This window comes from Nitrosomonas sp. H1_AOB3 (assembly GCF_015709435.1).
GTDB lineage: Bacteria > Pseudomonadota > Gammaproteobacteria > Burkholderiales > Nitrosomonadaceae > Nitrosomonas > Nitrosomonas europaea.
In genome coordinates this window covers 1258599-1283175 of record NZ_CP054389.1, presented here as the reverse complement: position 1 = coordinate 1283175, position 24577 = coordinate 1258599, and the positions used below count along the sequence as shown (strand labels likewise).

Sequence of the window (24577 nt, the reverse complement as noted above, 5' to 3'; positions counted from 1 at the left end):
CGCCGTGTCACCACCCGGACCAATGCGCTGAGCAAGCAGACCGTACTGGCGTATGACGCCGATGGCCGGCTGATCCGCAGCGCAGCCCAAACCGGCACCCAATGGCTGGTGAGCTGCAACACCTACACCCCCACCGCCGGCGGCAAGACACTCGCCTACCAGTACGACCCGGCAGGCAACCGCACCCAGCTCACCTGGCCGGAGACCGCGTTCTACGTCACCAGCACCTATGACGCACTCAACCGTCCAACCGCGATCAAGGAGACCGGCACGGTCAACCTGGCCACCTACGCCTACGATGACCTCAGCCGGCGTACCACAGTGACCCTGGGTAACAGCACCACCACCAGCTATGGCTACAGCACGCAAAGTGCACTGGCCACCCTCACACACAACCTCACCGGCACCGCACAGGACCAGACCTATACCTACACGCGCAACCAGGTGCAGGAAATCACAGGGCAGAGCTGGACCAACGACAGCTACCAGTGGACAGGCTATGCCAACGGCACCAAAAGCTACACCGCCAACGGCCTCAACCAGTACACGGCGGCAGCAGGGGCCACCCTTACTCATGACACCAAGGGCAACCTGACCGGGGACGGCGTATGGACCTACACCTACGACCTCGACAACCAGCTGATCAGTGCCAATAAAACCGGCTCGGCCAACAGCCTGGCGTACGATGGCGCAGGGCGTCTGCGCCAGACCACCCTGGCAGGCACCGTCACCGGACTGACCTATGACGGTGTCGATCTCGTGGCTGAATACAACAGCGGCGGCACACTGCTGCGCCGCTACGTGCACGGCCCCGGCGTAGACGAACCGCTGGTGTGGTACGAAGGCACCACCACGACCAACAAAACCTGGCTGTACCAGGATCAACTGGGCAGTGTCATCGGCACCGCCAACAGTGCCGGCACCAGCACCGCCATCCACAGCTACGGCCCGTACGGTGAACCCAACATCGCTACCGGCATCCGCTTCCGCTACACCGGCCAGCAGTTCCTCGGTTCACTCAATCTGTACTACTATAAGGCACGCTTCTACTCCCCCGCACTGGGCCGGTTCCTGCAGACCGATCCGATTGGTACCGCGGATGATCTGAATCTGTATGCTTATGTGGGGAATAATCCGATCAATTTCAATGATCCGTCGGGGCTGAGTGCGGCTGCTGCCAGTATGCTGCTGGGTAAACTGGGCTCCACGAGTACAGGCCAATTCGCTCTGGGATTCATTCCAGGCTATGACCTCTACATGGCTTCCCAGAACCCGAATGCAACCATGCTTGACTATGGGATCGGGCTGCTAGGGATCACACCAATTGGTAAAGCTGTTGGCACAGGTATCAGGCTCGGCGATAATCTGATCGGGGCTGCGGCAAAGACGATAGCCAATCCAGTTTCAGATACGTTGGCTCGTGTTGTTCCCCGTGGACTTAATCCGACAACCCTTGGTCGGACCGGTGAGGCGGATGTTTTCGTTACCAATGCAAGTGAATTACGTGGTCTATCTAATGCGCAAATTGCAGATAAATTAGCGATCCCAGAAGTGCCGGGCGGATTTAAAGTAATTGAGTTCCCAAGCGTTTCCGTAGATGGCATTGCTTCACCTGTATTCAGGACGAATCCAGGCTTTGTGCAAGGCGGCCAAACCGCAGGAGGAGCAGCGGAATTTGTAATTCCTAACGGGCCAATTCCAGCAGGAGCAATTCAATGGATTCCACACTAATGAATATTCAACCAGCAGAAACCAAGATTGTTGGTAAATGGATTCTTGAAAATGGAAAGCTTGTGGCTGATGCTGTCACTAAAAGAATCGATTACTTAACTAATAATAAGCTTGTAGAGGTTGGGCGCTCTGATGATGGCTGGTCAGTTTTATATTTTGATAAAGCAGATGAGCGATATTGGGAATTGAGTTACCCAGAAAGTGAATTGCATGGAGGGGGAGCTCCATCATTGGAAACTGTATCTCAGGATGCGGCCATTAAGAAATACAAAATTTCTGGCTAATTTGAGCCAGCAAATCCGACTGTACAGCCTGCATGCGGGCTAAGCTGCCAAATCGTTTTGCCCCGCATGTGGTAGCGTATTTCATCTGTGCAAACTGTTTTTCAGCGCGGTAAGGATTTTATTACGAGGGATCTCGACGGACACAATGGAGGGGCATGGAAGATGGCCGATTCGGTAAAAAATCTTAGTAGCAAAGAAACGAGAGCTGGAACATACGATGCTAACTTGAATCGTATTGGGGATTGATATGGGTAACGAAACACACAAACAACCAGAATGGGTTCTTCGTGGAAAAACAATTCGACAGTTGATTAAGGAACTGCAATCTTTTGAGGATCAAGATCTCCTTGTCGAGATTTCAGTGGATGGTGGTGACACTCGGAAACCAATCAGTTTTGTAAAAAAATCGGGAGAAATTTGCCTTTTAGTTAATAGCGAGATTTAATACGACAAAGCGAAACGGGGGATACGCCACTTGTGGTGATCCCCGTTTCGCTCGTACGATTTCCGCACATCCTTTCGCCTATACTGCCAGCGGCTATCCGACCTTCTATCTGCCGACCTCGCAAACCAGCAAGATCACCTCCAGCAGTACGGTCGTCACCACCACTGCCTATAACACGACCAACAAATACGTACCGCAGACCGTCGTGGTCGATTCAGGCACCGGCAAGCTCAACCTCACCACCACCTTCACCTATGATGCGGTGGGTAATCTTACCCAGATCAATGGCCCGCGCACCGATGTCACCGACACCACCACGCAGGCGTTCGATGCACAACGCCGTGTCACCACCCGGACCAATGCGCTGAGCAAGCAGACCGTACTCGCGTATGACGCCGATGGCCGGCTGATCCGCAGCGCAGCCCAAACCGGCACCCAATGGCTGGTGAGCTGCAACACCTACACCCCCACCGGCAAGCTGCTCAAAGCCTGGGGTCCGGCAGTCACCGCTGCCGCCACCACCTGCCCGAGCGCGGCTGCCCCGGTACCGGTTGCTGACTATGCCTACGACAACCTCGACCGCCTCATTCGTATCACTGAGAATCTCACCGCAGGCGAAGGCGGTAACCGTATCACCGAGACGGTGTACAACGCGGATGACAGCGTACAGATCGTCAAACAAGCCGTAGGCAGCAGCGTGGCCCGGAACTATGCCACCTACACTTACAGCAACAACGGCCTGCCGCTCACGGTCAAGGATGCCAAAAACAACCTGACCACCTATGAATACGATGGCCATGACCGCCGCGTGAAACTGCGCTACCCGCACCCCACAACAGCCAGCACCTCATCGACCACCGATTACGAGCAGATGACGCTCGATGCCAACGGCAATATCACCAGCCTGCGCAAACGTAACGGCCAGAGCATCACGCTGGCGTATGACAACCTCAACCGGCTGCTCAGCCGTACCTATCCGACCAGCGCGGACAACATCACCTACACCTACGACCTGCTGGGCCGCACAACAGCTGCCAACAAAACCGGCTATGCCATCAGCTACCTCTATGACAATGCCGGACGACTGACCAGCACCACCGCTGGTGGCAAGACGCTCGCCTACCAGTATGACCCGGCAGGCAACCGCACCCGTCTCACCTGGCCGGAAACCGCGTTCTACGTCACCACCACGTTCGATGCACTCAACCGTCCGACCGCGATCAAGGAAACCGGCACGGTCAACCTGGCCACCTACGCCTACGATGACCTCAGCCGGCGTACCACGGTGACCCTGGGTAACAGCACCACCACCAGCTATGCCTACAGCACGCAAAGTGCACTGGCCACCCTCACACACAACCTCACCGGCACCGCACAGGATCAGACCTACACCTACACCCGCAACCAGGTGCAGGAAATCACAGGCCAAAGCTGGACCAACGACAGCTACCAGTGGACGGGCTATGCCAACGGCACCAAAAGCTACACCGCCAACGGCCTCAACCAGTACACGGCCGCCGCTGGCGCCACCCTCACTCATGACACCAAAGGCAACCTGACCGGGGATGGCGTATGGACCTACACCTACGACCTCGACAACCAGCTGATCAGTGCCAATAAAACCGGCTCGAGCAACAGCCTCGCGTACGATGGCGCAGGGCGTCTGCGCCAGACCACCCTGGCGGGCACCATCACCGGCCTGACCTATGACGGTGTCGATCTCGTGGCTGAATACAACAGCGGTGGCACGCTCCTGCGCCGCTACGTGCACGGCCCCGGCGTAGATGAACCGCTGGTGTGGTATGAAGGCACCACCACGACCAACAAAACCTGGCTGTACCAGGACCAGCTGGGCAGTGTCATCGGCACCGCCAACAGTGCCGGCACCAGCACCGCCATCCACAGCTACGGCCCGTATGGTGAACCCAACATCGCCACCGGCATCCGCTTCCGCTACACCGGCCAGCAGTTCCTCGGTTCACTCAATCTGTACTACTACAAGGCACGGTTCTACTCACCTGCACTGGGCCGGTTCCTGCAGACCGATCCGATTGGTACCGCGGATGATCTCAACCTGTATGCTTATGTGGGCAACAACCCCATCAACTTCAATGATCCGTCGGGGCTGACTGCAGCTGCTGCCAGTATGCTGCTGGGTAAACTGGGCTCCACGAGTACAGGCCAATTCGCTCTGGGATTCATTCCAGGCTATGACCTCTACATGGCTTCCCAGAACCCGAATGCAACCATGCTTGACTATGGAGTCGGAGTACTGGGTATCCTGCCCGGTGCAGGCAAGGGGGTTGGAACCGCAATCAGGGCCGGCGATAATCTGATCGGGGCTGCAGCTAGGGGAATTAATAGGGCTCCAGATTTTATCGTATCTCCTGGTGGGACTGCTTTCCCTGTTCCTAAAGGAGCGACCGGGCCATCCTCAGTGATTAATCCCGCAGGAAATCAAACAGGTGTTGCATTTACTGGTGGTGCTGGCGGTGCAAATGGACAAGTCTCAACCATGAGGATAATGGATTCGACTCCAGCAAGAGGTAATAGCCCAAGTTATCCAAATGGGTATATTAAATACCAAAACTCAGCATCCCCTAAACCACAAGGAGTAGATCCATATAGTGGCAAGACTTTATCTAATTCTCAATCACACTTTCCAATTGACTAGTGAGACATGCAATGGAGAAATCAAAATTAAGCGTTATACAGGGATTGAGAGTTGTAGATGCAGTATTAGCTGAGAATGGAGCTGGAATTATCTTTGAAAACGGAATCAACCTCGCTATTTATAATAAATATGAATTGATAGGATTTAGTTTTACTGAGACGCAGCAGTTAATTGGGCATTTTGTTACTCATGTAGACGAAGATATAAATACTATTATGATTAGATTTGAAAATAGCTGGGCGCTCCAGGTGGATATGCAAAACGATGCCTATACGGGGCCAGAGGCAATGCAACTTTGTGTCCCCGGTAAGCCTATCGTAATATGGAATTGACATATTTTCCCGTAATAACTCGTTGCTAAAGAACTAAGTTACCACTTACTTTAAAAGGTTAAGAGGGGGCAGGCCACGGTTATGGGCTTCGGCGGCTGTAGCGGTAAGCCATGGTAAAACCGTGATCTGTCCTTATTTTTGTTTGCTACCAACGTCTACGATAGCCTGGGCCGGGTGCAAACCCAAACCAACGCTGCTGGCAAGCTCTATACCTATTATTTTGCCGGTTCACGTTCAGAGGAAGTAGGGCCGGGGCCAGTCAGCAAAGTCTCCTATATGGATGCTCTCGGCAAAGTAGTGAAATCGGTCAACCCGCTGGGCAAGATCACCACCAGCACCTATGATGGCCACGGACGCCTGACGCGCAAGGTCTTCCCCGAAGGCAATGCGCTCGAGTACGTCTACCACGATGCCCCGTGTGCAGCGACCGACAAACGCTGCACGCACAACGTCAGCCAGGTGAAACAGATTGCCAAACCCGGTTCGGGACTGACTACACTCACCAGCAGCTTCACTTACGAGACGGCTTTCAACAAAGTGGCCAGCGCAACCGACCCGCGCGGCAAGATCACCACTTACACCTACACCGCACAAGGTAATCCGCTGGCAGTCACTTCACCGGCCGATGCCGCGGGGGTACAACCACAGACCACCTTTGCCTACACTGCCTATACTGCCAGCGGCTACCCGACCTTCTATCTGCCGACCTCGCAGACCAGCAAGATCACATCCGGCAGCACGGTCGTCACCACCACTGCCTATAACACGACCAACAAATACGTCCCGCAGACCGTCGTAGTCGATTCCGGTAGCGGCAAGCTCAATCTCACCACCACCTTCACCTATGATGCGGTGGGTAATATTACCCAGATCAACGGCCCGCGCACCGATGTCACCGACACCACCACGCAGGCATTCGATGCACAACGCCGTGTCACCACCCGCACCAATGCGCTGAGCAAACAGACCGTACTCGCCTATGACGCCGATGGCCGGCTGATCCGCAGCGCAGCCCAGACCGGCACCCAATGGCTGGTGAGCTGCAACACCTACACCGCCACCGGCAAGCTGCTCAAAGCCTGGGGTCCGGCAGTTACCGCTGCCGCCACCACCTGCCCGAGCGCGGCTGCCCCGGTACCGGTTGCTGACTATGCCTACGACAACCTCGACCGCCTCATTCGCATCACCGAGAACCTGACTTCAGCCCAGGGCGGCAATCGCATCACCGAGACGGTGTACAACGCGGATGACAGCGTACAGATCGTCAAGCAAGCCGTAGGCAGCAGCGTGGCCCAGAACTATGCCACCTACACTTACAGCAACAACGGCCTGCCGACCACCGTCAAGGATGCCAAAAACAACCTGACCACCTATGAGTACGATGGCCATGACCGTCGCGTAAAACTGCGCTACCCGCACCCCACAACGGCCAGCACCTCATCCACCACCGATTACGAGCAGATGACGCTGGATGCCAACGGCAATATCACCAGCCTGCGCAAACGTAACGGCCAGAGCATCACGATGGCGTATGACAACCTCAACCGGCTGCTCAGCCGTACCTATCCGACCAGCGCGGACAACATCACCTACACCTACGACCTGCTGGGCCGCACAACAGCTGCCAACAAAACCGGCTATGCCATCAGCTACCTCTATGACAATGCCGGACGGCTGACCAGCACCACCGCTGGTGGCAAGACACTCGCCTACCAGTACGACCCGGCAGGCAACCGCACCCGCCTCACCTGGCCGGAAACCGCGTTCTACGTCACCAGCACCTATGACGCACTGAACCGTCCAACTGCGATCAAGGAAACCGGCACGGTCAACCTGGCCACCTACGCCTACGATGACCTCAGCCGGCGTACCACGGTGACCCTGGGTAACAGCACCACCACCAGCTATGCCTACAGCACCCAGAGTGCACTGGCCACCCTCACACACAACCTCACCGGCACCGCACAGGACCAGACCTACACCTACACCCGCAACCAGGTGCAGGAAATCACAGGCCAGAGCTGGACCAACGACAGCTACCAGTGGACGGGTTATACCAACGGCACCAAGAGCTACACCGCCAACGGCCTCAACCAGTACACGGCCGCCGCTGGCGCCACCCTTACTCATGACACCAAAGGCAACCTGACCGGGGACGGGGTATGGACCTACACCTACGACCTCGACAACCAGCTGATCAGTGCCAATAAAACCGGCTCGACCAACAGCCTCGCGTACGATGGCGCAGGGCGTCTGCGCCAGACCACCCTGGCGGGCACCGTCACCGGCCTGACCTATGACGGTGTCGATCTCGTGGCTGAATACAACAGCGGCGGCACACTATTGCGCCGCTACGTGCACGGCCCCGGCGTAGACGAACCGCTGGTGTGGTACGAAGGCACCACCACGACCAACAAAACCTGGCTGTACCAGGACCAGCTGGGCAGTGTCATCGGCACCGCCAACAGTGCCGGCACCAGCACCGCCATCCACAGCTACGGCCCGTACGGTGAACCCAACATTGCCACCGGCATTCGTTTCCGCTACACCGGCCAGCAGTTCCTCGGTTCACTCAATCTGTACTACTATAAGGCACGGTTCTATTCGCCTGCTTTAGGTAGATTCCTGCAGACCGATCCGATCGGTACTGCAGATGATCTGAATCTCTACGCCTATGTGGGCAATAATCCGATTAATTTGACCGATCCTAGTGGTAATTGTCCGATGTGCATTGGCGCGGCTACAAGCGTTGTCATGGGTGGTGTTATTCGAGGTTTGACGGGAGGGGATATCTTCGACCCGAAAGCGATTGCCTTGGATGCGACACTGGGGGCGGTTGGCGCGGGAATAGCTAGCAAAGCCACAGCTATGTTTGAAGCCGCCACTGCTTCAAGGTTAGCGAGCCAAGCCAACCAAGTTCACAATGTTTTGGACCCAATCGCCCAAGCCCAGAGAACAACGGCCGTTCTAAGCACTTCCCGTGGAACCATTGTGGCGGGAGGAGCGCGGGATTTGACCCCGGCACAGCGTAGTTTGGCTCAAAACCTAGGAATGGATACCGCAAAACTTCCAGGCGCTCATGCGGAAGTTACGGCGATCCAACAAGCACAACAGCAAGGAGCGGGGTTACAGGCACTAGAGGTTACTCGAAATATATGCCCTAGCTGCGTCAGCTTCATCGAATCTACGGGTGGCAAGATTGTAGGTGAGAGGTCAGCAGTTTGGTCTACCAGCTCCGGCACGTACTCCGCACTCGGTGGTGGAGCTGCTGGTGGAATTTTAGGTAGTAGCTTGAAGTAGTGACACTCCTTAAATCTTTCGCAAAATAATTTCCCGGAACCGGACTCGCTCCGGTTCCGGGATGTTTTTTAAGCTACTCATATATCAAGAAACCACGGACAGCTAAAATGGGTGTTATGAAAGGCATTGAATTTTCAGAATCCAAATTGAAGGAAATCCTAGACCAGCTTCCTATAGAAGCGCAAAGTGCTTTTGCAGCCTCATGCGCGCAGAGGATTTTTACTTGTTATGTTGAATATGCAAGGGTGGCCAAGTCAAAAAAAGTCGATCTCGATGCTTACTCCGAAGCCATTTCCTATGTTTGGAACGCTGTGATAGCGGGAAACCACGATGCAATCATTCTCAATGGTTTGCTGGAGCGCTGCATGGCTGTGTTACCTTCTGAGGAGGATGCCTGGGAAAGTGGTACGCCCTATGCCGAAGACGCTGCGGCGGCGATTATTTATTCTCTGAGGTCGTTGGCTTCTGGATGTCCTCAAGAGGCTATATGGGCCGCAAAGCGCGTCTATGAAGCGGTAGATAATTTTGTAGTAAATACCTATAACGTGAATACTAATGCTACTGATGGAGAAAAATTTATTTTAGATCACCCCATAGTTAGCAATGAGCTAAGTAGGCAGCTTCGTGACTTGAACGAAATCATTAATTCGAAGCGGGATTCTGAATCCCTAAAAAAGACTATAAAGATTATTATGGAACGATCCAAGTCCGAATCGAACGACCTATTTTCTGAGGCTAGCAGGCACCATCACCGGCCTGACCTATGATGGCGTGGAACTGGTTGCTGAATACAACAGCGGTGGCACACTGCTGCGCCGCTACGTGCACGGCCCCGGCGTAGACGAACCGCTGGTGTGGTACGAAGGCACCACCACGACCAACAAAACCTGGCTGTACCAGGACCAGCTGGGTAGTGTCATCGGCACCGCCAACAGTGCCGGCACCAGCACCGCCATCCACAGCTATGGCCCGTATGGCGAACCCAACATTGCCACCGGCATCCGCTTCCGCTACACCGGCCAGCAGTTCATCGGTTCGCTCAATCTGTACTACTACAAGGCACGGTTCTACTCCCCCGCACTGGGCCGGTTCCTGCAGACCGATCCGATTGGTACCGCGGATGATCTCAATCTCTATGCCTATGTGGGGAATAATCCGATTAACTTCAGTGATCCAACGGGAACTTTCGTCTGGTTCGTGCCGGTCGTAACGGGTGCAATGGGGGCGATTGCAGGTGGAGTTGGATATACAGTTGGAAATGCTATTGTTGGTGGCGACTTCAGCTGGAGTGACTTCGGCGTCGCGGTAGGTGTTGGGACGATTGCTGGAGCTGCTGCCCCATTCACTGCAACCACCATTTCCGGGGCCATAGGTACGGGAGGGATCGCCAACGTGGCTCAAGGTTGGGTTTCATCCTCGATAAATGATACTACCTACTCGATATCACGGGCGGGAGTCGATTTTCTATCCGGAGGCCTCAGCGGTGCGTTGGGTGGTGCGTTTACGCGGGGAGTAGGCTACGGACGAATTGGTACTGCTCTTCCCGACATGGTAGATGTATCAAATGCAGTAAGGGATCTATCAGTTAACGTTACGGCCGCAACAATTTCAAGAAATGTCTTCGGGAGTACAGCAGCTACTGTTGGGAGCGCACTTAAATAAGGAGTCGGTACTTATTACGATTTGGCGAGAAAAATGAATGGTTTGACGTTGCTTGTTTGCGGAATAGCTTTTTTGCAGTGGGCATTTATGAATTTCTATATTTGGGCAGCTCAAGAGATTGTGCGGCGGTTATTCGGCCGAGGATACATTGTTCTTGAGCTGCTCGCGGGGATATCTGCAGCTGCATCTATAGTTATCGCTCCTTTGTGGTTACTTGGTTTGCTTCCCTTAGCAGATTATCTATTAAATTACTTTATTTCTGCGATAGTTGGTGGTGTCATGGCTATCCCAATTACTATATACGGGAGACGTTGGTTAAAGTCGAGGGATCGAAATTTTTAATTAAATGATTTTTAGTACACCATAAAGCCTGCCTGTCTAGCCGAAGAGAATGGACTTATCGTTTATATGCCGTGACCGCCAACGGCATCAACCAGTGCACGGCGGCAGCGGGTGCTACCCTTACTCATGACACCAAAGGCAACCTGACCGGGGATGGCGTATGGACCTACACCTACGACCTCGACAACCAGCTGATCAGTGCCAATAAAACCGGCTCGACCAACAGCCTCGCGTACGATGGCGCAGGGCGTCTGCGCCAGACCACCCTGGCGGGTACCGTCACCGGCCTGACCTATGACGGTGTCGATCTCGTGGCTGAATACAACAGCGGCGGCACACTCTTGCGCCGCTACGTGCACGGCCCGGGAATAGACGAACCGCTGGTGTGGTACGAAGGCACCACCACGACCAACAAAACCTGGCTGTACCAGGACCAGCTGGGCAGTGTCATCGGCACCGCCAACAGTGCTGGCACCAGCACCGCCATCCACAGCTACGGCCCGTACGGTGAACCCAACATTGCTACCGGCATCCGTTTCCGCTACACCGGCCAGCAGTTCATCGGTTCACTCAATCTGTACTACTACAAGGCACGGTTCTACTCACCCGCACTGGGCCGGTTCCTGCAGACCGATCCGATTGGTACCGCGGATGATCCGAATCTGTATGCCTATGTGGGGAATAATCCGATCAATTTCAATGATCCAAGCGGGCTGACCGCAGCTGCTGCCAGTATGCTGCTGGGTGAACTGGGCTCCTGGGGAAGGGAGAATGCCGGTACACTCGCAGAAATCGGGATAGGATTTACACCTGCCGGCTTCTATACCGATCTCTACAGTGCAGTAGCAGGCAGAACACCCATAACCGGTGATTCTCTCTCCGGTTGGGAACGGGTTGCGATACTGATCCCAGGCGTCTCCGAAATCAGAAATGCGAGAAGAATTGGGGCAGCAGCGGATGGAATAAGCACAGCGTTTAAAGATTTTAACCAGGCGCGAAATGGAGCTGTTCAGTGGCTTGAAGGACATGGATTTAAAGCTGAGCAGGCAACTCTGGGAAAATTCGGTGATAACGCAAATAAGCCAATTGGAATGAAATCTGCAGATGGCAAATCTGGTTTCCGCGTCGAATTTGATGAGAGGCACGGAGCTCACATCAATGTCTGGTCTGGAAGGCACAAAGAAACCTTCACTTTTGAAGGCGACCAGTCCACGGTTAATCAGATCGTGAAGCAGTTCGTTAAGGAACGATCATGAGCACATATGAAGATGATCTCCGGCATTCGTTGAAGGCCGAATTCGATACAGGTCGCATTCGCGAGGTAGTTGATGCTGCCAAAGTTTTCAGTCAACTCTCGAAGGTATACCCTACGAGCGGTTCAAAGATTGATTGGAAGAATATCCCAGGAGCAATCGAGCGCACTGAGGAAGATAAATCCTTACAGCTTGAGCGGTTTGTGGAGTTCTTTGATGAGATGTGTTCAAGGTTTGAATTAGCCGGCGTAATACTATACGTTGGTGATAGTGCGACAGATTTCGCGCTCGAAGGGACTGTTGACGCATTTAGGCGAGTACTGCCTGAACTTGTCGAGATTCCCCAACATCACTACTTTGTTGGTCCGGCTTGCTCATGGTGCATATGTCTAACGATGGAGGGTGACATGGGATTCGGGCGTGCCACAGCGCCCTTGCGCTCGGAAGAAGTTGGGCCAAGCTTGGTCAGCAAGGTGCCCTATCCGTGGCAATCCGGTGACACACTACGTTGATCCAAGTATCGGCCTGAATATCATTCGCGATTCTTCGAGCGATTTTTTGTCAGGTTGGAAGTTAAGCCCGCAGCAACTTGAGCACGTGTTAACTACTGGAAAACTGGGAGGTGGTTAATGAGTAATGCACTAATTAACTACGAGATACTGCTCAAACAGTTTCTTGATGATGCAATATCGATTGAGGAATTCCAGGCAGCTTACTGCGAGCGTTTCAAAAACGAGGGACGTTTGGATGAGCCATTGTTTAAGCTGCTTGATGAACTCTTTGGCGATGTGGATTCATTCACCACAGATCAAAAGCTACTGAAGCATTTTCCTGGACATAACTCTTACGAGCCAGGAAAAAGTATCTTAACGAGTGACCCTACGAAACTTGCGAAGCAGGCAGGAACAGGTCAACAAGTTGGGAAAATTCCTGTGGGTACTCCCGGCTCAAAAGAAAGAGTTAATTTTGGTGAAAACATCGGAACCTACATAGACAAGGCTGGTAATGCTTCTCCAACAACTAATGGAATGATTCATTACTCTAAAGATGGAATTCACATTGTTCCAGCAAGGCCATAGTCATGACGTCAATGCAAGAAGCGATAATTGACGCGCGCTTATCCATACAGAGAGCTTTGTTAGGAGCGGTTTCAGCGAATCTCCGTGCTGTGGTCTTCTCTATCGAGGATCGGCAGATAAATGTGCGTTTTTATTTTGATGGCTTGATTGAGGAATCTAATTTTGAGTCTGCTTCTTGTGTCGAAACGGAGATTCTTGCTGATTACCAAGCAGAGGATACGGTTACTGTTGAGTGTATAAGGCTGGATTCTCCTGGCGTCATTAGGGATGCTGGAGTTTGGGTCTACCATCGACAAGAGGCTTCTGGTGAATAGATGCTGCAAAGGGAGCAGGCGAGGCGATCCAGGTTACGAAGAGCGGTGGTGCTCTTCTTCCTGGGGCTAAGCACCAGATTCCCGAGGGTTTTGTTCGAAATCCGCATTGCTTCGGCAGCTGTGGCGAGGTAGTCGATGGAAATTTTAAGGAACGACCGTGTATCGACCCGCTGACACCTCCAGGGCAAAAGGGGCTGAACTATTCGTAAAAAGGGGAGACCCCGATTTTGGGTTCCCACGGCTGTAGCGGCAAGCCCTAGAGAAACGTGGTTTGTCCTCTATTTTTCTTGACTCAGTTGGCCGGAGACTGCGTTCTACGTCACCAGCACCTATGACGCACTGAACCGTCCAACTGCGATCAAGGAAACCGGCACGGTCAACCTGGCCACCTACGCCTACGATGACCTCAGCCGGCGTACCACGGTGACCCTGGGTAACAGCACCACCACCAGCTATGCCTACAGCACCCAGAGTGCACTGGCCACCCTCACACACAACCTCACCGGCACCGCACAGGACCAGACCTATACCTACACCCGCAACCAGGTGCAGGAAATCACAGGGCAAAGCTGGACCAACGACAGTTACCAGTGGACGGGTTATGCCAACGGCACCAAAAGCTACACCGCCAACGGCCTCAACCAGTACACGGCAGCCGCTGGCGCCACCCTCACTCATGACACCAAAGGCAACCTGACCGGGGACGGGGTATGGACCTACACCTACGACCTCGACAACCAGCTGATCAGTGCCAATAAAACCGGCTCGACCAACAGCCTGGCGTACGATGGCGCAGGGCGTCTGCGGCAAACCACCCTGGCGGGCACCATCACCGGCCTGACCTATGACGGTGTCGATCTCGTGGCTGAATACAACAGCGGCGGCACACTGCTGCGCCGCTACGTGCACGGCCCCGGCGTAGATGAACCGCTGGTGTGGTATGAAGGCACCACCACGACCAACAAAACCTGGCTGTACCAGGACCAGCTGGGCAGTGTCATCGGCACCGCCAACAGTGCCGGCACCAGCACCGCCATCCACAGCTACGGCCCGTATGGTGAACCCAACATCGCTACCGGCATCCGCTTCCGCTACACCGGCCAGCAGTTCCTCGGTTCACTCAATCTGTACTACTACAAGGCACGGTTCTATTCACCTGCACTGGGCCGGTTCCTGCAGACCGATCCGATTGGTACCGCGGATGATCTCAACCTGTATGCTTATGTGGGGAATAATCCGATCAACTTCAATGATCCGAGCGGGGAGTTTGCTAATTTCCTGCTCGGCGGTGCTGCTAACGTTGCGATTGGATATGGCATTAGTTGGGCTACCGGCCAAGATTACAGTTGGGGAAATGCGGCAGTTGATTTTGGTATTGGAGCCGCAACCTCTGGGGTATCTGCTTTTGCAGCAGCAAGCAAATTAAATAAAATCGCTGATTTGAGCCCCGCAGCTAAAGGAGTATTGGGAGAATCAATGGGAGCAGCTGAAATTGCTGCAAGAGGTGAAACTGTTGTCGCAAATCAAGTTTACACTCGGGTAGGCGGAGCAAAACCTCGATATGATTTTGTCGCAGAAACAGCATCAGGAACATTAAAATGTTATGAGTGCAAACTCGGGCCATCCGCATCAATTTCTAAATCTCAGCAAATTGGGCTAGATACATTTTCAGCTGGTGGATCAGGTTCATTTTTTGGCAAATCAGCGACTGGTAGTGGTATAAACGGTCTGTCGACTTCAGAAGGTGAAGCGCTATGGTATTATGCCAATGGTTTTACCCCAACACTACGAGATACTTTACCTTCCGCGTTGAAAGCTGACTTTTTATATCAAGGACTTACGTCATCTGGAAGTGCATATGGTACAACTGGTAAATGATTTTTTTTAAGAAGCCTAATCAACCTGTTGGGGAGCTCATTCAACCGCTGGCACCAGTGGATCTTCGTTGGCGCATTATGCAGGCCATTGAGGCTGAGCTTCAATCAACAGGCTTTACGCGAAACCGTGAGGATTGGTTTGTACGTGCGAGAGGTATGCATTTTGAGGACGAATTACGAATTATATTTGATAATTCTAAACGGCAGCTTATTGGCGTGTCGCCTATTTGCGGTGTCTCTCTACCTGAAGTAAAAAAAACGGTCAATCATTTACTAGACGAACACCAGCGTTCACAGATTGCCATAGTGCAAAATTTGGGATATGTGTCTCCGGCTCTAGCCACGAATGTGGCTGTTCCGGAGCTCAGCCAAATTTTAGGCGATTACTCTCAGCCAAAAACCTTTGCTACCTTTTGGTTTCCTGTAGATCGTGCGCCGGAGCCCCTAGCAATTCAGATTGCTCGAGATTTTAAGGCATATGGCATTCCGTTCTGTGAAACTTTCCACAGTTATGAGGATGTATTAGCTTTCATGGAAAAATCTAAACTTCGAGATCCATTTGTACAATTTAAGAAAGCTTTTATTTATCTAATTGCCGGCCAACGCAATGTTGCTGTCAAAATTCTGACTAACACTTTACGCGAACTAGATCAGAAGGGTATAAAGAATATATCTTATATTGCATCAGGCTTAGAGCTTATTAGTATAAGCTCGCGTAGATCTGAATAGCAGAGCATATTTGGCGCGCATATAGCTAAGTTGTCTGACGTACCACTGCCGGTGGCAAGACACTCGCCTACCAGTACGACCCGGCAGGCAACCGCACCCGCCTTACCTGGCCGGAAACCGCGTTCTACGTCACCAGCACCTATGACGCACTGAACCGTCCAACCGCGATCAAGGAAACCGGCACGGTCAACCTGGCGACCTACGCCTATGATGACCTCAGCCGGCGTACCACGGTGACCCTGGGTAACAGCACCACCACCAGCTATGCCTACAGCACCCAGAGTGCACTGGCCACCCTCACACACAACCTCACCGGCACCGCACAGGACCAGACCACCACCTACACGCGCAACCAGGTGCAGGAAATCACAGGGCAAAGCTGGACCAACGACAGTTACCAGTGGACGGGCTATGCCAACGGCACCAAAAGCTACACCGCCAACGGCCTCAACCAGTACACGGCGGCAGCAGGGGCCACCCTTACTCATGACACCAAAGGCAACCTGACCGGAGACGGCGTATGGACCTATACCTACGACCTCGACAACCAGCTGATCAGTGCCAATAAAACCGGCTCGAGCAACAGCCTGGCGTACGATGGAGCAGGGCGCCTGCGCCAGACCACCCTGGCGGGCACCATCACCGGCCTGACCTATGACGGTGTCGATCTCGTGGCTGAATACAACAGCGGCGGCACACTGCTGCGCCGCTACGTGCACGGCCCTGGCGTAGACGAACCGCTGGTGTGGTACGAAGGCACCACCACGACCAACAAAACCTGGCTGTATCAGGATCAACTGGGTAGTGTCATCGGCACCGCCAACAGTGCCGGCACCAGCACTGCCATCCACAGCTATGGCCCGTACGGTGAACCCAACATCGCCACCGGAACACGCTTCCGCTATACCGGTCAGCAGTTCATCGGTTCACTCAACCTGTACTACTACAAGGCACGGTTCTATTCACCTGCACTGGGCCGGTTCCTGCAGACCGATCCGATTGGCATCGCGGATGATCTGAATCTTTATGCCTATGTGGGGAATAATCCGATCAACTTCAATGATCCGTCGGGGCTGAGTGCAGCTGCTGCCAGTATGCTGCTGGGTAAAGTAGGTGGATATATGAATGGTATTCAGACCAGTTTGGATATCATTGGTCTGATACCGGGATTCGGTGAGCTGGCTGATCTGTTGAATGGAACCATTTACACAATCCGAGGTGATTATGTTAATGCCGGATTTTCTTATGGGGCTGCCATTCCTTTTGTAGGATGGGGTGCTACTGCTGGGAAGTTTGCTAATAAGGCTGATAATCTGGGTGGAAACGCTGCGAATGTATTCCCGATCAAACCTGGGTCTGCCAATGGATCAACAGCGGGCCAAGTATTTCCAAAAAGCGTAAAAGATGCAGCAAAAGCAGAAAACCCAACAGCTACTTGTGTATATTGTCAGATGGAAGGTACAGGAACCCAGGTTGATCATGCTATTCCACGAGCGCGCGGAGGAAATGCAACCCTAGATAATGCTCAATTGGCCTGTCCCCATTGCAACACATCAAAAGGCGCAGGTGATTTTCCGAAGACACCACCGTCAGATTATGTTGGCCCTTGGCCTCCTGAACATTGGTAATTTCAGAGGTTGATTATGAGTAAGATGTTTCAGCCCGGTGATTACGTGGCTGTCCATGAAAATCCAGTCTGGCGCGACAAATCTAATTTTATTATTCGAGCCTACCTGGAAGAGAATGAAGGACGTAACGAATGGGAGCAGCTTTGGGCTAGGCGATTGGATGATGGGAGATTCTCTCTTTGCTGCATTCCTTTTTTTGTATACGACCTTGCATTGGGTGATGAAGTTGAAATCGATGCTAACTTCATTCTTCAGCAGGTTGTTCATTCATCGGGTCAAGTGACTTTCCGTGTATGGTTTGGTGATCAAGATGCAGCGATGCGGCAAGGTTTGGTATCCGAAATTAAAGCGATGAAGCCACTGATGGAATGGTCTTCAGAGAATCTTCTTGCACTCAGTGTACCTGATGGTGCTGAAGCGCAGAAGGTTGCCGACTATTTGCAGGCCCGCGAGGAACAAGGTTTGCTTCAGTATGAAACAGGACGGACTAGCTGAGCGCAGTCGGGAATAGTTCTCTGTTTTAAAAATAAAAGAAAGGTTAGCGCTACTTGGGGTGTGCTGCACCAGACCATGTCACCGGTGCCACCCACCACCAACCTCACCTACGACGGTGTCGATCTCGTGGCTGAATACAACAGCGGCGGCACACTGTTGCGCCGCTACGTGCACGGCCCCGGCGTAGATGAACCCCTGGTATGGTACGAAGGCACCACCACGACCAACAAAACCTGGCTGTACCAGGACCAGCTGGGCAGTGTCATCGGCACCGCCAACAGCGCCGGCACCAGCACCGCCATTCACAGCTACGGCCCGTATGGTGAACCCAACATCGCCACCGGCATCCGCTTCCGCTACACCGGCCAGCAGTTCCTCGGTTCACTCAATCTGTACTACTACAAGGCACGGTTCTACTCACCTGCACTGGGCCGGTTCCTGCAGACCGATCCGATTGGTACCGCGGATGATCTCAACCTGTATGCTTATGTGGGCAACAACCCCATCAACTTCAATGATCCGTCGGGGCTGAGTGCAGCTGCTGCCAGTATGCTGCTGGGTAAACTGGGCTCCTGGGGAAGGGAGAATGCCGGTACACTCGCAGAGATTGGGATAGGATTTACACCTGCCGGCTTCTATACCGATCTCTATAGTGCAGTAGCAGGCAGAACACCCATAACCGGTGATTCTCTCTCCGGTTGGGAACGGGCTTTAGTCCTGATCCCAGGCGTCTCCGAAATCAGAAATGCGGGAAGGGTGGTAAGTGCGGTAAGTGCGGTAAGTGCGGCACCGCTGGTTAAGTGGAGCGCACAAGAGAAGCATTTTCCTGGACATAACTCTTACGAGCCAGGAAAAAGTATCTTAACGAGTGACCCTACGAAACTTGCGAAGCAGGCAGGAACAGGTCAACAAGTTGGGAAAATTCCTGTGGGTACTCCCGGCTCAAAAGAAAGAGTTAATTTTGGTGAAAACATCGGAACCTACATAGACAAGGCTGGTAATGCTTCTCCAACAACTAATGGAATGATTCATTACTCTAAAGATGGAATTCACATTGTTCCAGCAAGGCCATAGTCATGACGTCAATGCAAGAAGCGATAATTGACGCGCGCTTATCCATACAGAGAGCTTTGTTAGGAGCGGTTTCAGCGAATCTCCGTGCTGTGGTCTTCTCTATCGAGGATCGGCAGATAAATGTGCGTTTTATTTTGATGGCTTGATTGAGGAATCTAATTTTGAGTCTGCTTCTTGTGTCGAAACGGAGATTCTTGCTGATTACCAAGCAGAGGATACGGTTACTGTTGAGTGTATAAGGCTGGATTCTCCGGCGTCATTAGGGATGCTGGAGTTTGGGTCTACCATCGACAAGAGGCTTCTGGTGAATAGATGCTGCAAAGGGAGCAGGCGAGGCGATCCGGTTACGAAGAGCGGTGGTGCTCTTCTTCCGGGGCTAAGCACCAGATTCCCGAGGGTTTTGTTCGAAATCCGCATTGCTTCGGCAGCTGTGGCGAGGTAGTCGATGGAAATTTTAAGGAACGACCGTGTATCGACCCGCTGACACCTCCGGGGCAAAGGGGCTGAACTATTCGTAAAAGGGAGACCCCGATTTTGGGTTCCCACGGCTGTAGCGCAGCAAGCCCTAGAGAAACGTGGTTTGTCCTCTATTTTTCTTGACTCAGTTGGCCGGAGACTGCGTTCTACGTCACCAGCACCTATGACGCACTGAACCGTCCAACTGCGATCAAGGAAACCGGCACGGTCAACCTGGCCACCTACGCCTACGATGACCTCAGCCGGCGTACCACGGTGACCCTGGGTAACAGCACCACCACCAGCTATGCCTACAGCACCCAGAGTGCACTGGCCACCCTCACACACAACCTCACCGGCACCGCACAGGACCAGACCTACACCTACACGCGCAACCAGGTGCAGGAAATCACAGGGCAGAGCTGGACCAACGACAGTTACCAGTGGACGGGTTATGCCAACGGCACCAAAAGCTACACCGCCAACGGCCTCAACCAGTACACGGCAGCCGCTGGCGCCACCCTTACTCATGACACCAAGGGCAACCTGACCGGGGATGGGGTATGGACCTACACCTACGACCTCGACAACCAGCTGATCTGTGCCAATAAAACCGGCTCGACCAACAGCCTCGCGTACGATGGCGCAGGGCGTCTGCGCCAGACCACCCTGGCGGGCACCATCACCGGACTGACCTATGACGGCGTGGAACTGGTAGCCGAATACAACAGCGGCGGCACCAGCACCGCCATTCACAGCTACGGCCCGTATGGTGAACCCAACATCGCCACCGGAACACGCTTCCGCTATACCGGTCAGCAGTTCCTCGGTTCACTCAATCTGTACTACTACAAGGCACGCTTCTATTCACCCGCACTGGGCCGGTTCCTGCAGACCGATCCGATTGGTACCGCGGATGATCTCAACCTGTATGCCTATGTGGGCAACAACCCCATCAACTTCAATGATCCAAGTGGATTATGTCCATGGTGTGTTGCTGCTGGTGTTGGTGCGATCGTTGGTGGTGGCATCGACTTTGGTGTTCAGCTCTATGAAAATGGTGGTCACCTTTCGGAAGTTAACTGGGTAGAAGTCGGAATTTCCGCTCTTGCTGGAGCTGGTCTGTCAGCTTTAGGACCAACCGGCGGATTGTTAGGGCGTGGTGGACAAAAAGCTGTGCAATATGGCTATTCAGAAAGTGCCGGTTTGATTAACACCGGTACTACGCGTTTTGGCTGGACTTATAATCAAGCAAAAGATGTGGATGTATTAAGCCTTCGGATAGGTAAGCCTCATTTCGATATTCCAGGAATTGCCGCGACAGCTGGAGCTAATCCCATTCGAGATGGAATTATTTCTGGAGTCGCTTCGGCTAGTATTTTCACTCCTACACCAGCATATGGAGTAGATTTGTCGGGAGGACGTTATTCTATTAATCTAAAATAAATCAATATTGCCATGCTGGCATCTGCAGAAAAAAAGCGACAAGCTATAGAGAACTGGTTCAGAGAACAGGAATTTCAGCATATCAGAATGAGTATGCGTGAAGTTTCTGGTCATGATCCACTGGATCCAAATGATGATTACAAAATCAAATATGATTTTGATTTTGATGCAGAAAATCCTATGTCAGCTTCGGTAAATATATTTATATCAACAAATAATTATGTGGGATTTTACATAAAAGATGCTTTAGGTTTTCAGGCTAAAATTTTAAGTATTAGGGCAATTATCGCTGTTTTGAAAGTAATATCAGACGGGGATATTTTTTATAAACGCCCGATAATGAATTGGAGATATTTATTTAAGCCAAAACTTTTCACTAAGAAATCAGTACGCGATTTTCTCATTGAGAATAGCTTTCCTTATGCAAGTATTTTTCGTGTTGTTGAAGATGATTATAGATTAAATAATATCCAAAAATATGAGCCTTGGTCTTGAGAGGTAGCATCAAAAATTGCGAAACGGGGGATGCGCCACAATTTTTAAGACAGTGGTGCATCCCCATCCATTTTGCTTGTTCGGTACTCGCACGCCCTTTCATCTACATGTCGAGCGGCTACCCGATCTTCTATCTGTCGACTTCGCAGACCAGCAAGATCACGGCCAGCATTTTTGGAGCCACACTACCCGCAATGGTACCCAAAGTAACCCTGGGAACTAAAGCGGCAGATGCACTCTACGCTGGATCCATGGGTGCAATGATGGATTTAGTTGCAACCGGGTTGAGTGGCGGATCAGGCGGAGTGACCGGGCTCAATGGCGGATCAGGAGGGGTAGTTGCTCCATTTACTACATTCAGCCAGTTACTTAATTTGGGTAAATAAGATGTCCTGGCCTGATGAGAAGCAACAAGGCAAACGCGTATTATTGGCGATGATCACGATAATGACTGTAGTTCCGATAGTCGGTGCCATTCTCCTTCTCCTGGGTGGGCTTCTTCTTGAGTATACCTGGGGTGGAAGCGAGGCGGTTATACGAATGGTCACGGACTGGAGTGAACCAAGTCCTTATGCGCAGGACATTGGATTTAAGATAGGTTTCGTGCTTGTGGGTTGTTTTGCGATGGGTATTCCCGTGAGTATTTGGTATCGATTCTTTGTAAAAACGGGCTATCTGACAAAGCGCACGCTTGATAGTGTTGATCAAGGACAGCTTCCTGGTATTAGTAAATACTTGGTGCCATTTGTGTACCTATTCCTTGGATGGGGTTTTGTTAATGGAGCCTACGATAGCTTCCAGCAGGGCACCCATATCCTAATGGTTTTTTTGGGTGCAGGAGGAATCTGGTTTATTTACTTGAGTTTTCAGGAGTTGATACGCTGGTATCGCGGGAAGAAGTAGGTTGGCGTAGTCAATAAATTTTGAATGGGCTCCAATAGCATGACGAAACAGGAGGATGCGCCACTTGTGGCGCATCCCTCTGTTTCGCTTGTTTGACACCACCACGCAGGCGTTCGATGCACAATATCGTGTCACCCCCCGTACCAATGCACTGAGCATATTGCTGTGTACATTCAAGAGAAGCTTCTAGGAGAAGAAGAATTGTGCGTTACTATTTCTACCGATTTATCTGATAGCTATTCAACGATTGTGAAAACTGGATATGGAGCAGGTTATCGACTCGATATCGATCAAGATAAAGTTGTGATTAAGCGAGTCGATCGTTTGGCTGTCATGGCTGGATTTCTACCAATGTATTACTTTCGTGGGACATTACGAGTAGAAGACAAAGAAAGAGTGCTACGAGGACGTATCCGGATGGCACTTTTTCCACGTTGGTTCATACTAGTATGGAGTGCTTTGATATCTCTTGCGTTAATAGTAAGTGTATTTGCATACGTTTTATTGCTATGGAATTGGATTTTTCCTGGAGACGTTATAGAGAAGAAGCTGATGGCTGCCAGTTTCTTTGCTGGAATGATCGTGATAGTGGGAGGTGGTGGGGCAATGATAATTGGAGTAATTAGATGGTTATCGTCCAAGCAGCGATATCAACTCAAGCAGTTTTGCTTTGAGTATATGGAGGGACGAGTAAAGTACAGTAAATAATTCGAAAGGCTTGGGTCTGGCAGTCACCGAGACGGTGTACAACGCGGACGACAGCGTACAGATTGTCAAGAAAGCCGTGGGCAGCAGCGTGGCCCAGAACTATGCCACCTACACTTACAGCAACAACGGTCTGCCGACCACAGTCAAGGATGCCAAAAACAACCTGGCCACCTACGCCTACGATGACCTCAGCCGGCGTACTACGGTGACCCTGGGTAACAGCACCACCACCAGTTATGGCTACAGCACCCAGAGTGCAGTGGCCACTCTCACACACAACCTCACCGGCACCGCACAGGATCAGACGTATACCTACACGCGTAACCAGGTGAATCGCCCCGGATTTGAACTGACCCCCAGAAGTTGGGCAGCTGCCGCTGTGGCCAATCATGCCACTCATTTATGGGAAAGCTGATATTCAACGCTAACTAATTAGCTGTTCTCAAATATTGGTATAACGTCTCGCGGCTGATACCAAAGTTACGGGCAATTAACACTTTTTTCTCGCCTGCTACGACCCTTCGCTTTGATTCCACAATCTGCTCGCTACATGATCAGGTTGGGGTATGGAGTTTGGCGGTCATATCGACGCCAAGGGCTTGCATTACGGCGAGCGTGGTCTTCAGGGTTGGATTGCCGCCTTCACTAAAGGAACGGTAAAGCTGCTCACGGGAAAGTCCGGTCTTTTTGGCTATTTCTGTCATACCTTTTGCCCGGGCAACCACACCAAGAGCCTTGGCAATATAGGTTGCATCACCTGTTTCAAAGGTATCTGCCATGAAGAATGCAATTTCCTCATCATCCACCAGGGCGGCGACAGGGTCGTAGGTTGTCAGTTGTTCAATCATCTTGATCACTCCATTCTTTGGACAGTTTCTTTGCGGTGGCAATGTCGCGAGCCTGGGTACTTTTATCCCCACCGCACAGCAGCACAATCAGAAGGTTTCTCCATCGCTGGAAGTAGATGCGATAGCCAGGACCGTAGTGAATCTGCAGCTTGTTTAGTCCCAGATTGATCTGGGAGTCGTTGTGCCTCTCATTGCTCTGTTCACTCACTAAATGCCTACGATTTCAGTGAGTAATTGTTTGTTTTGATCAAGAATACCCAGTCTTTTTTTCTCTGATTTGGCTTCAGCGACCACGTCATACAGCGCAATGGCTTTGCGTAAAATCTCAGTTTTAGTTGTATGCCCAGAAGAAGCCAGCTGTTCCAACCGTTCGTTTAGCTCGGGTGATACGCTCAAGCTGAGGCGGATTGTTTCTTTATCGTTTGCCATATTTTTCCTGTTGATAAATAAGCGTCATTTATGCGTAAATATAGCGCTTATTTGGTGCATGAACAAGTTTCTT

Annotated in this window: 29 protein-coding genes and 1 pseudogene; 26 read left to right on the top strand and 4 right to left on the bottom strand. The window is 52.1% G+C overall.

What is annotated here, in order from left to right:
- The first annotated feature begins 108 nt into the window (after window positions 1-108).
- From HRU73_RS06030 to HRU73_RS05915, 26 genes and pseudogenes are all read left to right on the top strand, one after another.
- Window positions 109-1731, top strand: coding sequence for a polymorphic toxin type 10 domain-containing protein (locus HRU73_RS06030; RefSeq protein ID WP_353765111.1), 1623 nt, complete (start codon window positions 109-111; stop codon window positions 1729-1731).
- A complete protein-coding gene (locus HRU73_RS06025; protein ID WP_276679993.1) occupies window positions 1716-2015 on the top strand; it encodes an Imm27 family immunity protein in 300 nt (99 codons plus the stop codon). Before HRU73_RS06030 ends, HRU73_RS06025 begins: the two co-directional genes overlap by 16 nt.
- Before the next feature lie 87 nt (window positions 2016-2102).
- Window positions 2103-2261 (top strand): toxin C-terminal domain-containing protein, encoded by a 159-nt coding sequence (locus HRU73_RS13415; RefSeq protein WP_276679995.1) that lies wholly within the window; start codon window positions 2103-2105, stop codon window positions 2259-2261.
- Window position 2262: 1 nt separating this feature from the next.
- Window positions 2263-2460 carry a hypothetical protein gene (locus HRU73_RS06020; RefSeq protein ID WP_287399891.1) on the top strand — a complete coding sequence of 66 codons (198 nt, stop codon included), beginning with the start codon at window positions 2263-2265 and terminating at the stop codon, window positions 2458-2460.
- Between the two features lie 205 nt (window positions 2461-2665).
- Window positions 2666-5134: an RHS repeat-associated core domain-containing protein gene (locus tag HRU73_RS06015; RefSeq protein ID WP_287399889.1), complete on the top strand. Its 2469-nt coding sequence runs from the start codon at window positions 2666-2668 to the stop codon at window positions 5132-5134.
- A gap of 11 nt (window positions 5135-5145) precedes the next feature.
- A complete protein-coding gene (locus tag HRU73_RS06010; protein WP_287399887.1) occupies window positions 5146-5466 on the top strand; it encodes a hypothetical protein in 321 nt (106 codons plus the stop codon).
- Between the two features lie 138 nt (window positions 5467-5604).
- A complete protein-coding gene (locus HRU73_RS06005; protein WP_287399886.1) occupies window positions 5605-8766 on the top strand; it encodes an RHS repeat-associated core domain-containing protein in 3162 nt (1053 codons plus the stop codon).
- Between the two features lie 107 nt (window positions 8767-8873).
- Complete coding sequence (locus HRU73_RS06000) at window positions 8874-9533, top strand: DUF416 family protein (RefSeq protein WP_287399884.1); 660 nt, start codon at window positions 8874-8876, stop codon at window positions 9531-9533.
- 4 nt (window positions 9534-9537) lie between these two features.
- Complete coding sequence (locus tag HRU73_RS05995) at window positions 9538-10428, top strand: RHS repeat-associated core domain-containing protein (protein ID WP_287399882.1); 891 nt, start codon at window positions 9538-9540, stop codon at window positions 10426-10428.
- 413 nt (window positions 10429-10841) lie between these two features.
- A complete protein-coding gene (locus HRU73_RS05990; protein ID WP_287399880.1) occupies window positions 10842-12026 on the top strand; it encodes an RHS repeat-associated core domain-containing protein in 1185 nt (394 codons plus the stop codon).
- Entirely contained in the window at window positions 12023-12535 is a 513-nt protein-coding gene (locus tag HRU73_RS05985) for a hypothetical protein (RefSeq protein WP_281871030.1), read from the top strand. Before HRU73_RS05990 ends, HRU73_RS05985 begins: the two co-directional genes overlap by 4 nt.
- 117 nt (window positions 12536-12652) lie before the next feature.
- Window positions 12653-13102, top strand: a complete 450-nt coding sequence (locus HRU73_RS05980; protein WP_281871031.1) for a polymorphic toxin type 50 domain-containing protein — start codon at window positions 12653-12655, stop codon at window positions 13100-13102.
- A 2-nt stretch (window positions 13103-13104) separates the two neighbouring features.
- Complete coding sequence (locus HRU73_RS05975) at window positions 13105-13416, top strand: MafI2 family immunity protein (RefSeq protein ID WP_287399879.1); 312 nt, start codon at window positions 13105-13107, stop codon at window positions 13414-13416.
- 423 nt (window positions 13417-13839) lie between these two features.
- Entirely contained in the window at window positions 13840-15294 is a 1455-nt protein-coding gene (locus HRU73_RS05970; protein ID WP_287399877.1) for an RHS repeat-associated core domain-containing protein, read from the top strand.
- Window positions 15291-16022 carry a hypothetical protein gene (locus HRU73_RS05965; RefSeq protein ID WP_281871028.1) on the top strand — a complete coding sequence of 244 codons (732 nt, stop codon included), beginning with the start codon at window positions 15291-15293 and terminating at the stop codon, window positions 16020-16022. The genes HRU73_RS05970 and HRU73_RS05965 overlap by 4 nt, the downstream gene beginning before the upstream one ends.
- Before the next feature lie 233 nt (window positions 16023-16255).
- Window positions 16256-17650 carry an RHS repeat-associated core domain-containing protein gene (locus HRU73_RS05960; protein WP_287399875.1) on the top strand — a complete coding sequence of 465 codons (1395 nt, stop codon included), beginning with the start codon at window positions 16256-16258 and terminating at the stop codon, window positions 17648-17650.
- A gap of 15 nt (window positions 17651-17665) precedes the next feature.
- Window positions 17666-18145: a DUF4265 domain-containing protein gene (locus HRU73_RS05955; RefSeq protein WP_287399874.1), complete on the top strand. Its 480-nt coding sequence runs from the start codon at window positions 17666-17668 to the stop codon at window positions 18143-18145.
- 75 nt (window positions 18146-18220) lie between these two features.
- On the top strand, window positions 18221-19219 hold the full coding sequence (locus HRU73_RS05950; protein WP_287399873.1) for an RHS repeat-associated core domain-containing protein: 999 nt from the start codon (window positions 18221-18223) through the stop codon (window positions 19217-19219).
- 2 nt (window positions 19220-19221) lie between these two features.
- Window positions 19222-19661, top strand: a pseudogene (locus HRU73_RS13535) (MafI2 family immunity protein).
- 290 nt (window positions 19662-19951) lie between these two features.
- Window positions 19952-21121 carry an RHS repeat-associated core domain-containing protein gene (locus HRU73_RS05945; protein WP_287399872.1) on the top strand — a complete coding sequence of 390 codons (1170 nt, stop codon included), beginning with the start codon at window positions 19952-19954 and terminating at the stop codon, window positions 21119-21121.
- 12 nt (window positions 21122-21133) lie between these two features.
- Window positions 21134-21616 carry a hypothetical protein gene (locus HRU73_RS05940; protein ID WP_287399870.1) on the top strand — a complete coding sequence of 161 codons (483 nt, stop codon included), beginning with the start codon at window positions 21134-21136 and terminating at the stop codon, window positions 21614-21616.
- 107 nt (window positions 21617-21723) lie between these two features.
- Window positions 21724-22002, top strand: coding sequence for a hypothetical protein (locus HRU73_RS05935; RefSeq protein WP_287399869.1), 279 nt, complete (start codon window positions 21724-21726; stop codon window positions 22000-22002).
- A 1-nt stretch (window position 22003) separates the two neighbouring features.
- A complete protein-coding gene (locus HRU73_RS05930; protein ID WP_287399868.1) occupies window positions 22004-22519 on the top strand; it encodes a hypothetical protein in 516 nt (171 codons plus the stop codon).
- Window positions 22520-22583: 64 nt separating this feature from the next.
- Window positions 22584-22709: a hypothetical protein gene (locus HRU73_RS05925; protein ID WP_287399867.1), complete on the top strand. Its 126-nt coding sequence runs from the start codon at window positions 22584-22586 to the stop codon at window positions 22707-22709.
- Complete coding sequence (locus tag HRU73_RS05920) at window positions 22685-23227, top strand: hypothetical protein (RefSeq protein WP_287399866.1); 543 nt, start codon at window positions 22685-22687, stop codon at window positions 23225-23227. The genes HRU73_RS05925 and HRU73_RS05920 overlap by 25 nt, the downstream gene beginning before the upstream one ends.
- Window positions 23228-23237: 10 nt before the next feature.
- Window positions 23238-23642, top strand: a complete 405-nt coding sequence (locus HRU73_RS05915; protein WP_287399864.1) for a hypothetical protein — start codon at window positions 23238-23240, stop codon at window positions 23640-23642.
- A gap of 13 nt (window positions 23643-23655) precedes the next feature.
- Here the strand turns inward: HRU73_RS05915 and HRU73_RS05910 are convergent, their stop codons facing one another.
- Genes HRU73_RS05910 through HRU73_RS05900 form a run of 4 tightly spaced genes read right to left on the bottom strand, consistent with a single transcriptional unit; the run spans window position 23656 to window position 24504 of the window.
- Window positions 23656-23763: a helix-turn-helix domain-containing protein gene (locus tag HRU73_RS05910; RefSeq protein ID WP_502709310.1), complete on the bottom strand. Its 108-nt coding sequence runs from the start codon at window positions 23761-23763 to the stop codon at window positions 23656-23658.
- 18 nt (window positions 23764-23781) lie between these two features.
- Window positions 23782-24075 carry an addiction module antidote protein gene (locus tag HRU73_RS05905; protein WP_287399863.1) on the bottom strand — a complete coding sequence of 98 codons (294 nt, stop codon included), beginning with the start codon at window positions 24073-24075 and terminating at the stop codon, window positions 23782-23784.
- The gene (locus HRU73_RS13405) at window positions 24068-24283 is read right to left on the bottom strand and encodes a type II toxin-antitoxin system RelE/ParE family toxin (protein WP_353765109.1); all 216 of its coding nucleotides are present in this window, start codon (window positions 24281-24283) and stop codon (window positions 24068-24070) included. Before HRU73_RS13405 ends, HRU73_RS05905 begins: the two co-directional genes overlap by 8 nt.
- Entirely contained in the window at window positions 24283-24504 is a 222-nt protein-coding gene (locus tag HRU73_RS05900) for a ribbon-helix-helix protein, CopG family (protein ID WP_041356728.1), read from the bottom strand. Before HRU73_RS05900 ends, HRU73_RS13405 begins: the two co-directional genes overlap by 1 nt.
- Window positions 24505-24577 lie beyond the last annotated feature (73 nt).

What these genes read in the sequence shown, in the direction of transcription:
- HRU73_RS05980 (WP_281871031.1), top strand. Translation starts at nt 12,653, where the DNA reads ATGAGTAATGCACTAATTAACTACGAGATACTGCTCAAACAGTTTCTT.
- HRU73_RS05935 (WP_287399869.1), top strand. Translation starts at nt 21,724, where the DNA reads ATGTCGAGCGGCTACCCGATCTTCTATCTGTCGACTTCGCAGACCAGC.
- HRU73_RS05930 (WP_287399868.1), top strand. Translation starts at nt 22,004, where the DNA reads ATGTCCTGGCCTGATGAGAAGCAACAAGGCAAACGCGTATTATTGGCG.
- HRU73_RS06000 (WP_287399884.1), top strand. Translation starts at nt 8,874, where the DNA reads ATGGGTGTTATGAAAGGCATTGAATTTTCAGAATCCAAATTGAAGGAA.
- HRU73_RS05985 (WP_281871030.1), top strand. Translation starts at nt 12,023, where the DNA reads ATGAGCACATATGAAGATGATCTCCGGCATTCGTTGAAGGCCGAATTC.
- HRU73_RS05955 (WP_287399874.1), top strand. Translation starts at nt 17,666, where the DNA reads ATGAGTAAGATGTTTCAGCCCGGTGATTACGTGGCTGTCCATGAAAAT.
- HRU73_RS05900 (WP_041356728.1), bottom strand. Translation starts at nt 24,504, where the DNA reads ATGGCAAACGATAAAGAAACAATCCGCCTCAGCTTGAGCGTATCACCC.
- HRU73_RS05905 (WP_287399863.1), bottom strand. Translation starts at nt 24,075, where the DNA reads ATGATTGAACAACTGACAACCTACGACCCTGTCGCCGCCCTGGTGGAT.
- HRU73_RS05950 (WP_287399873.1), top strand. Translation starts at nt 18,221, where the DNA reads ATGTCACCGGTGCCACCCACCACCAACCTCACCTACGACGGTGTCGAT.
- HRU73_RS05940 (WP_287399870.1), top strand. Translation starts at nt 21,134, where the DNA reads ATGCTGGCATCTGCAGAAAAAAAGCGACAAGCTATAGAGAACTGGTTC.
- HRU73_RS06020 (WP_287399891.1), top strand. Translation starts at nt 2,263, where the DNA reads ATGGGTAACGAAACACACAAACAACCAGAATGGGTTCTTCGTGGAAAA.
- HRU73_RS05975 (WP_287399879.1), top strand. Translation starts at nt 13,105, where the DNA reads ATGACGTCAATGCAAGAAGCGATAATTGACGCGCGCTTATCCATACAG.
- HRU73_RS06010 (WP_287399887.1), top strand. Translation starts at nt 5,146, where the DNA reads ATGGAGAAATCAAAATTAAGCGTTATACAGGGATTGAGAGTTGTAGAT.
- HRU73_RS06025 (WP_276679993.1), top strand. Translation starts at nt 1,716, where the DNA reads ATGGATTCCACACTAATGAATATTCAACCAGCAGAAACCAAGATTGTT.
- HRU73_RS05965 (WP_281871028.1), top strand. Translation starts at nt 15,291, where the DNA reads ATGATTTTTTTTAAGAAGCCTAATCAACCTGTTGGGGAGCTCATTCAA.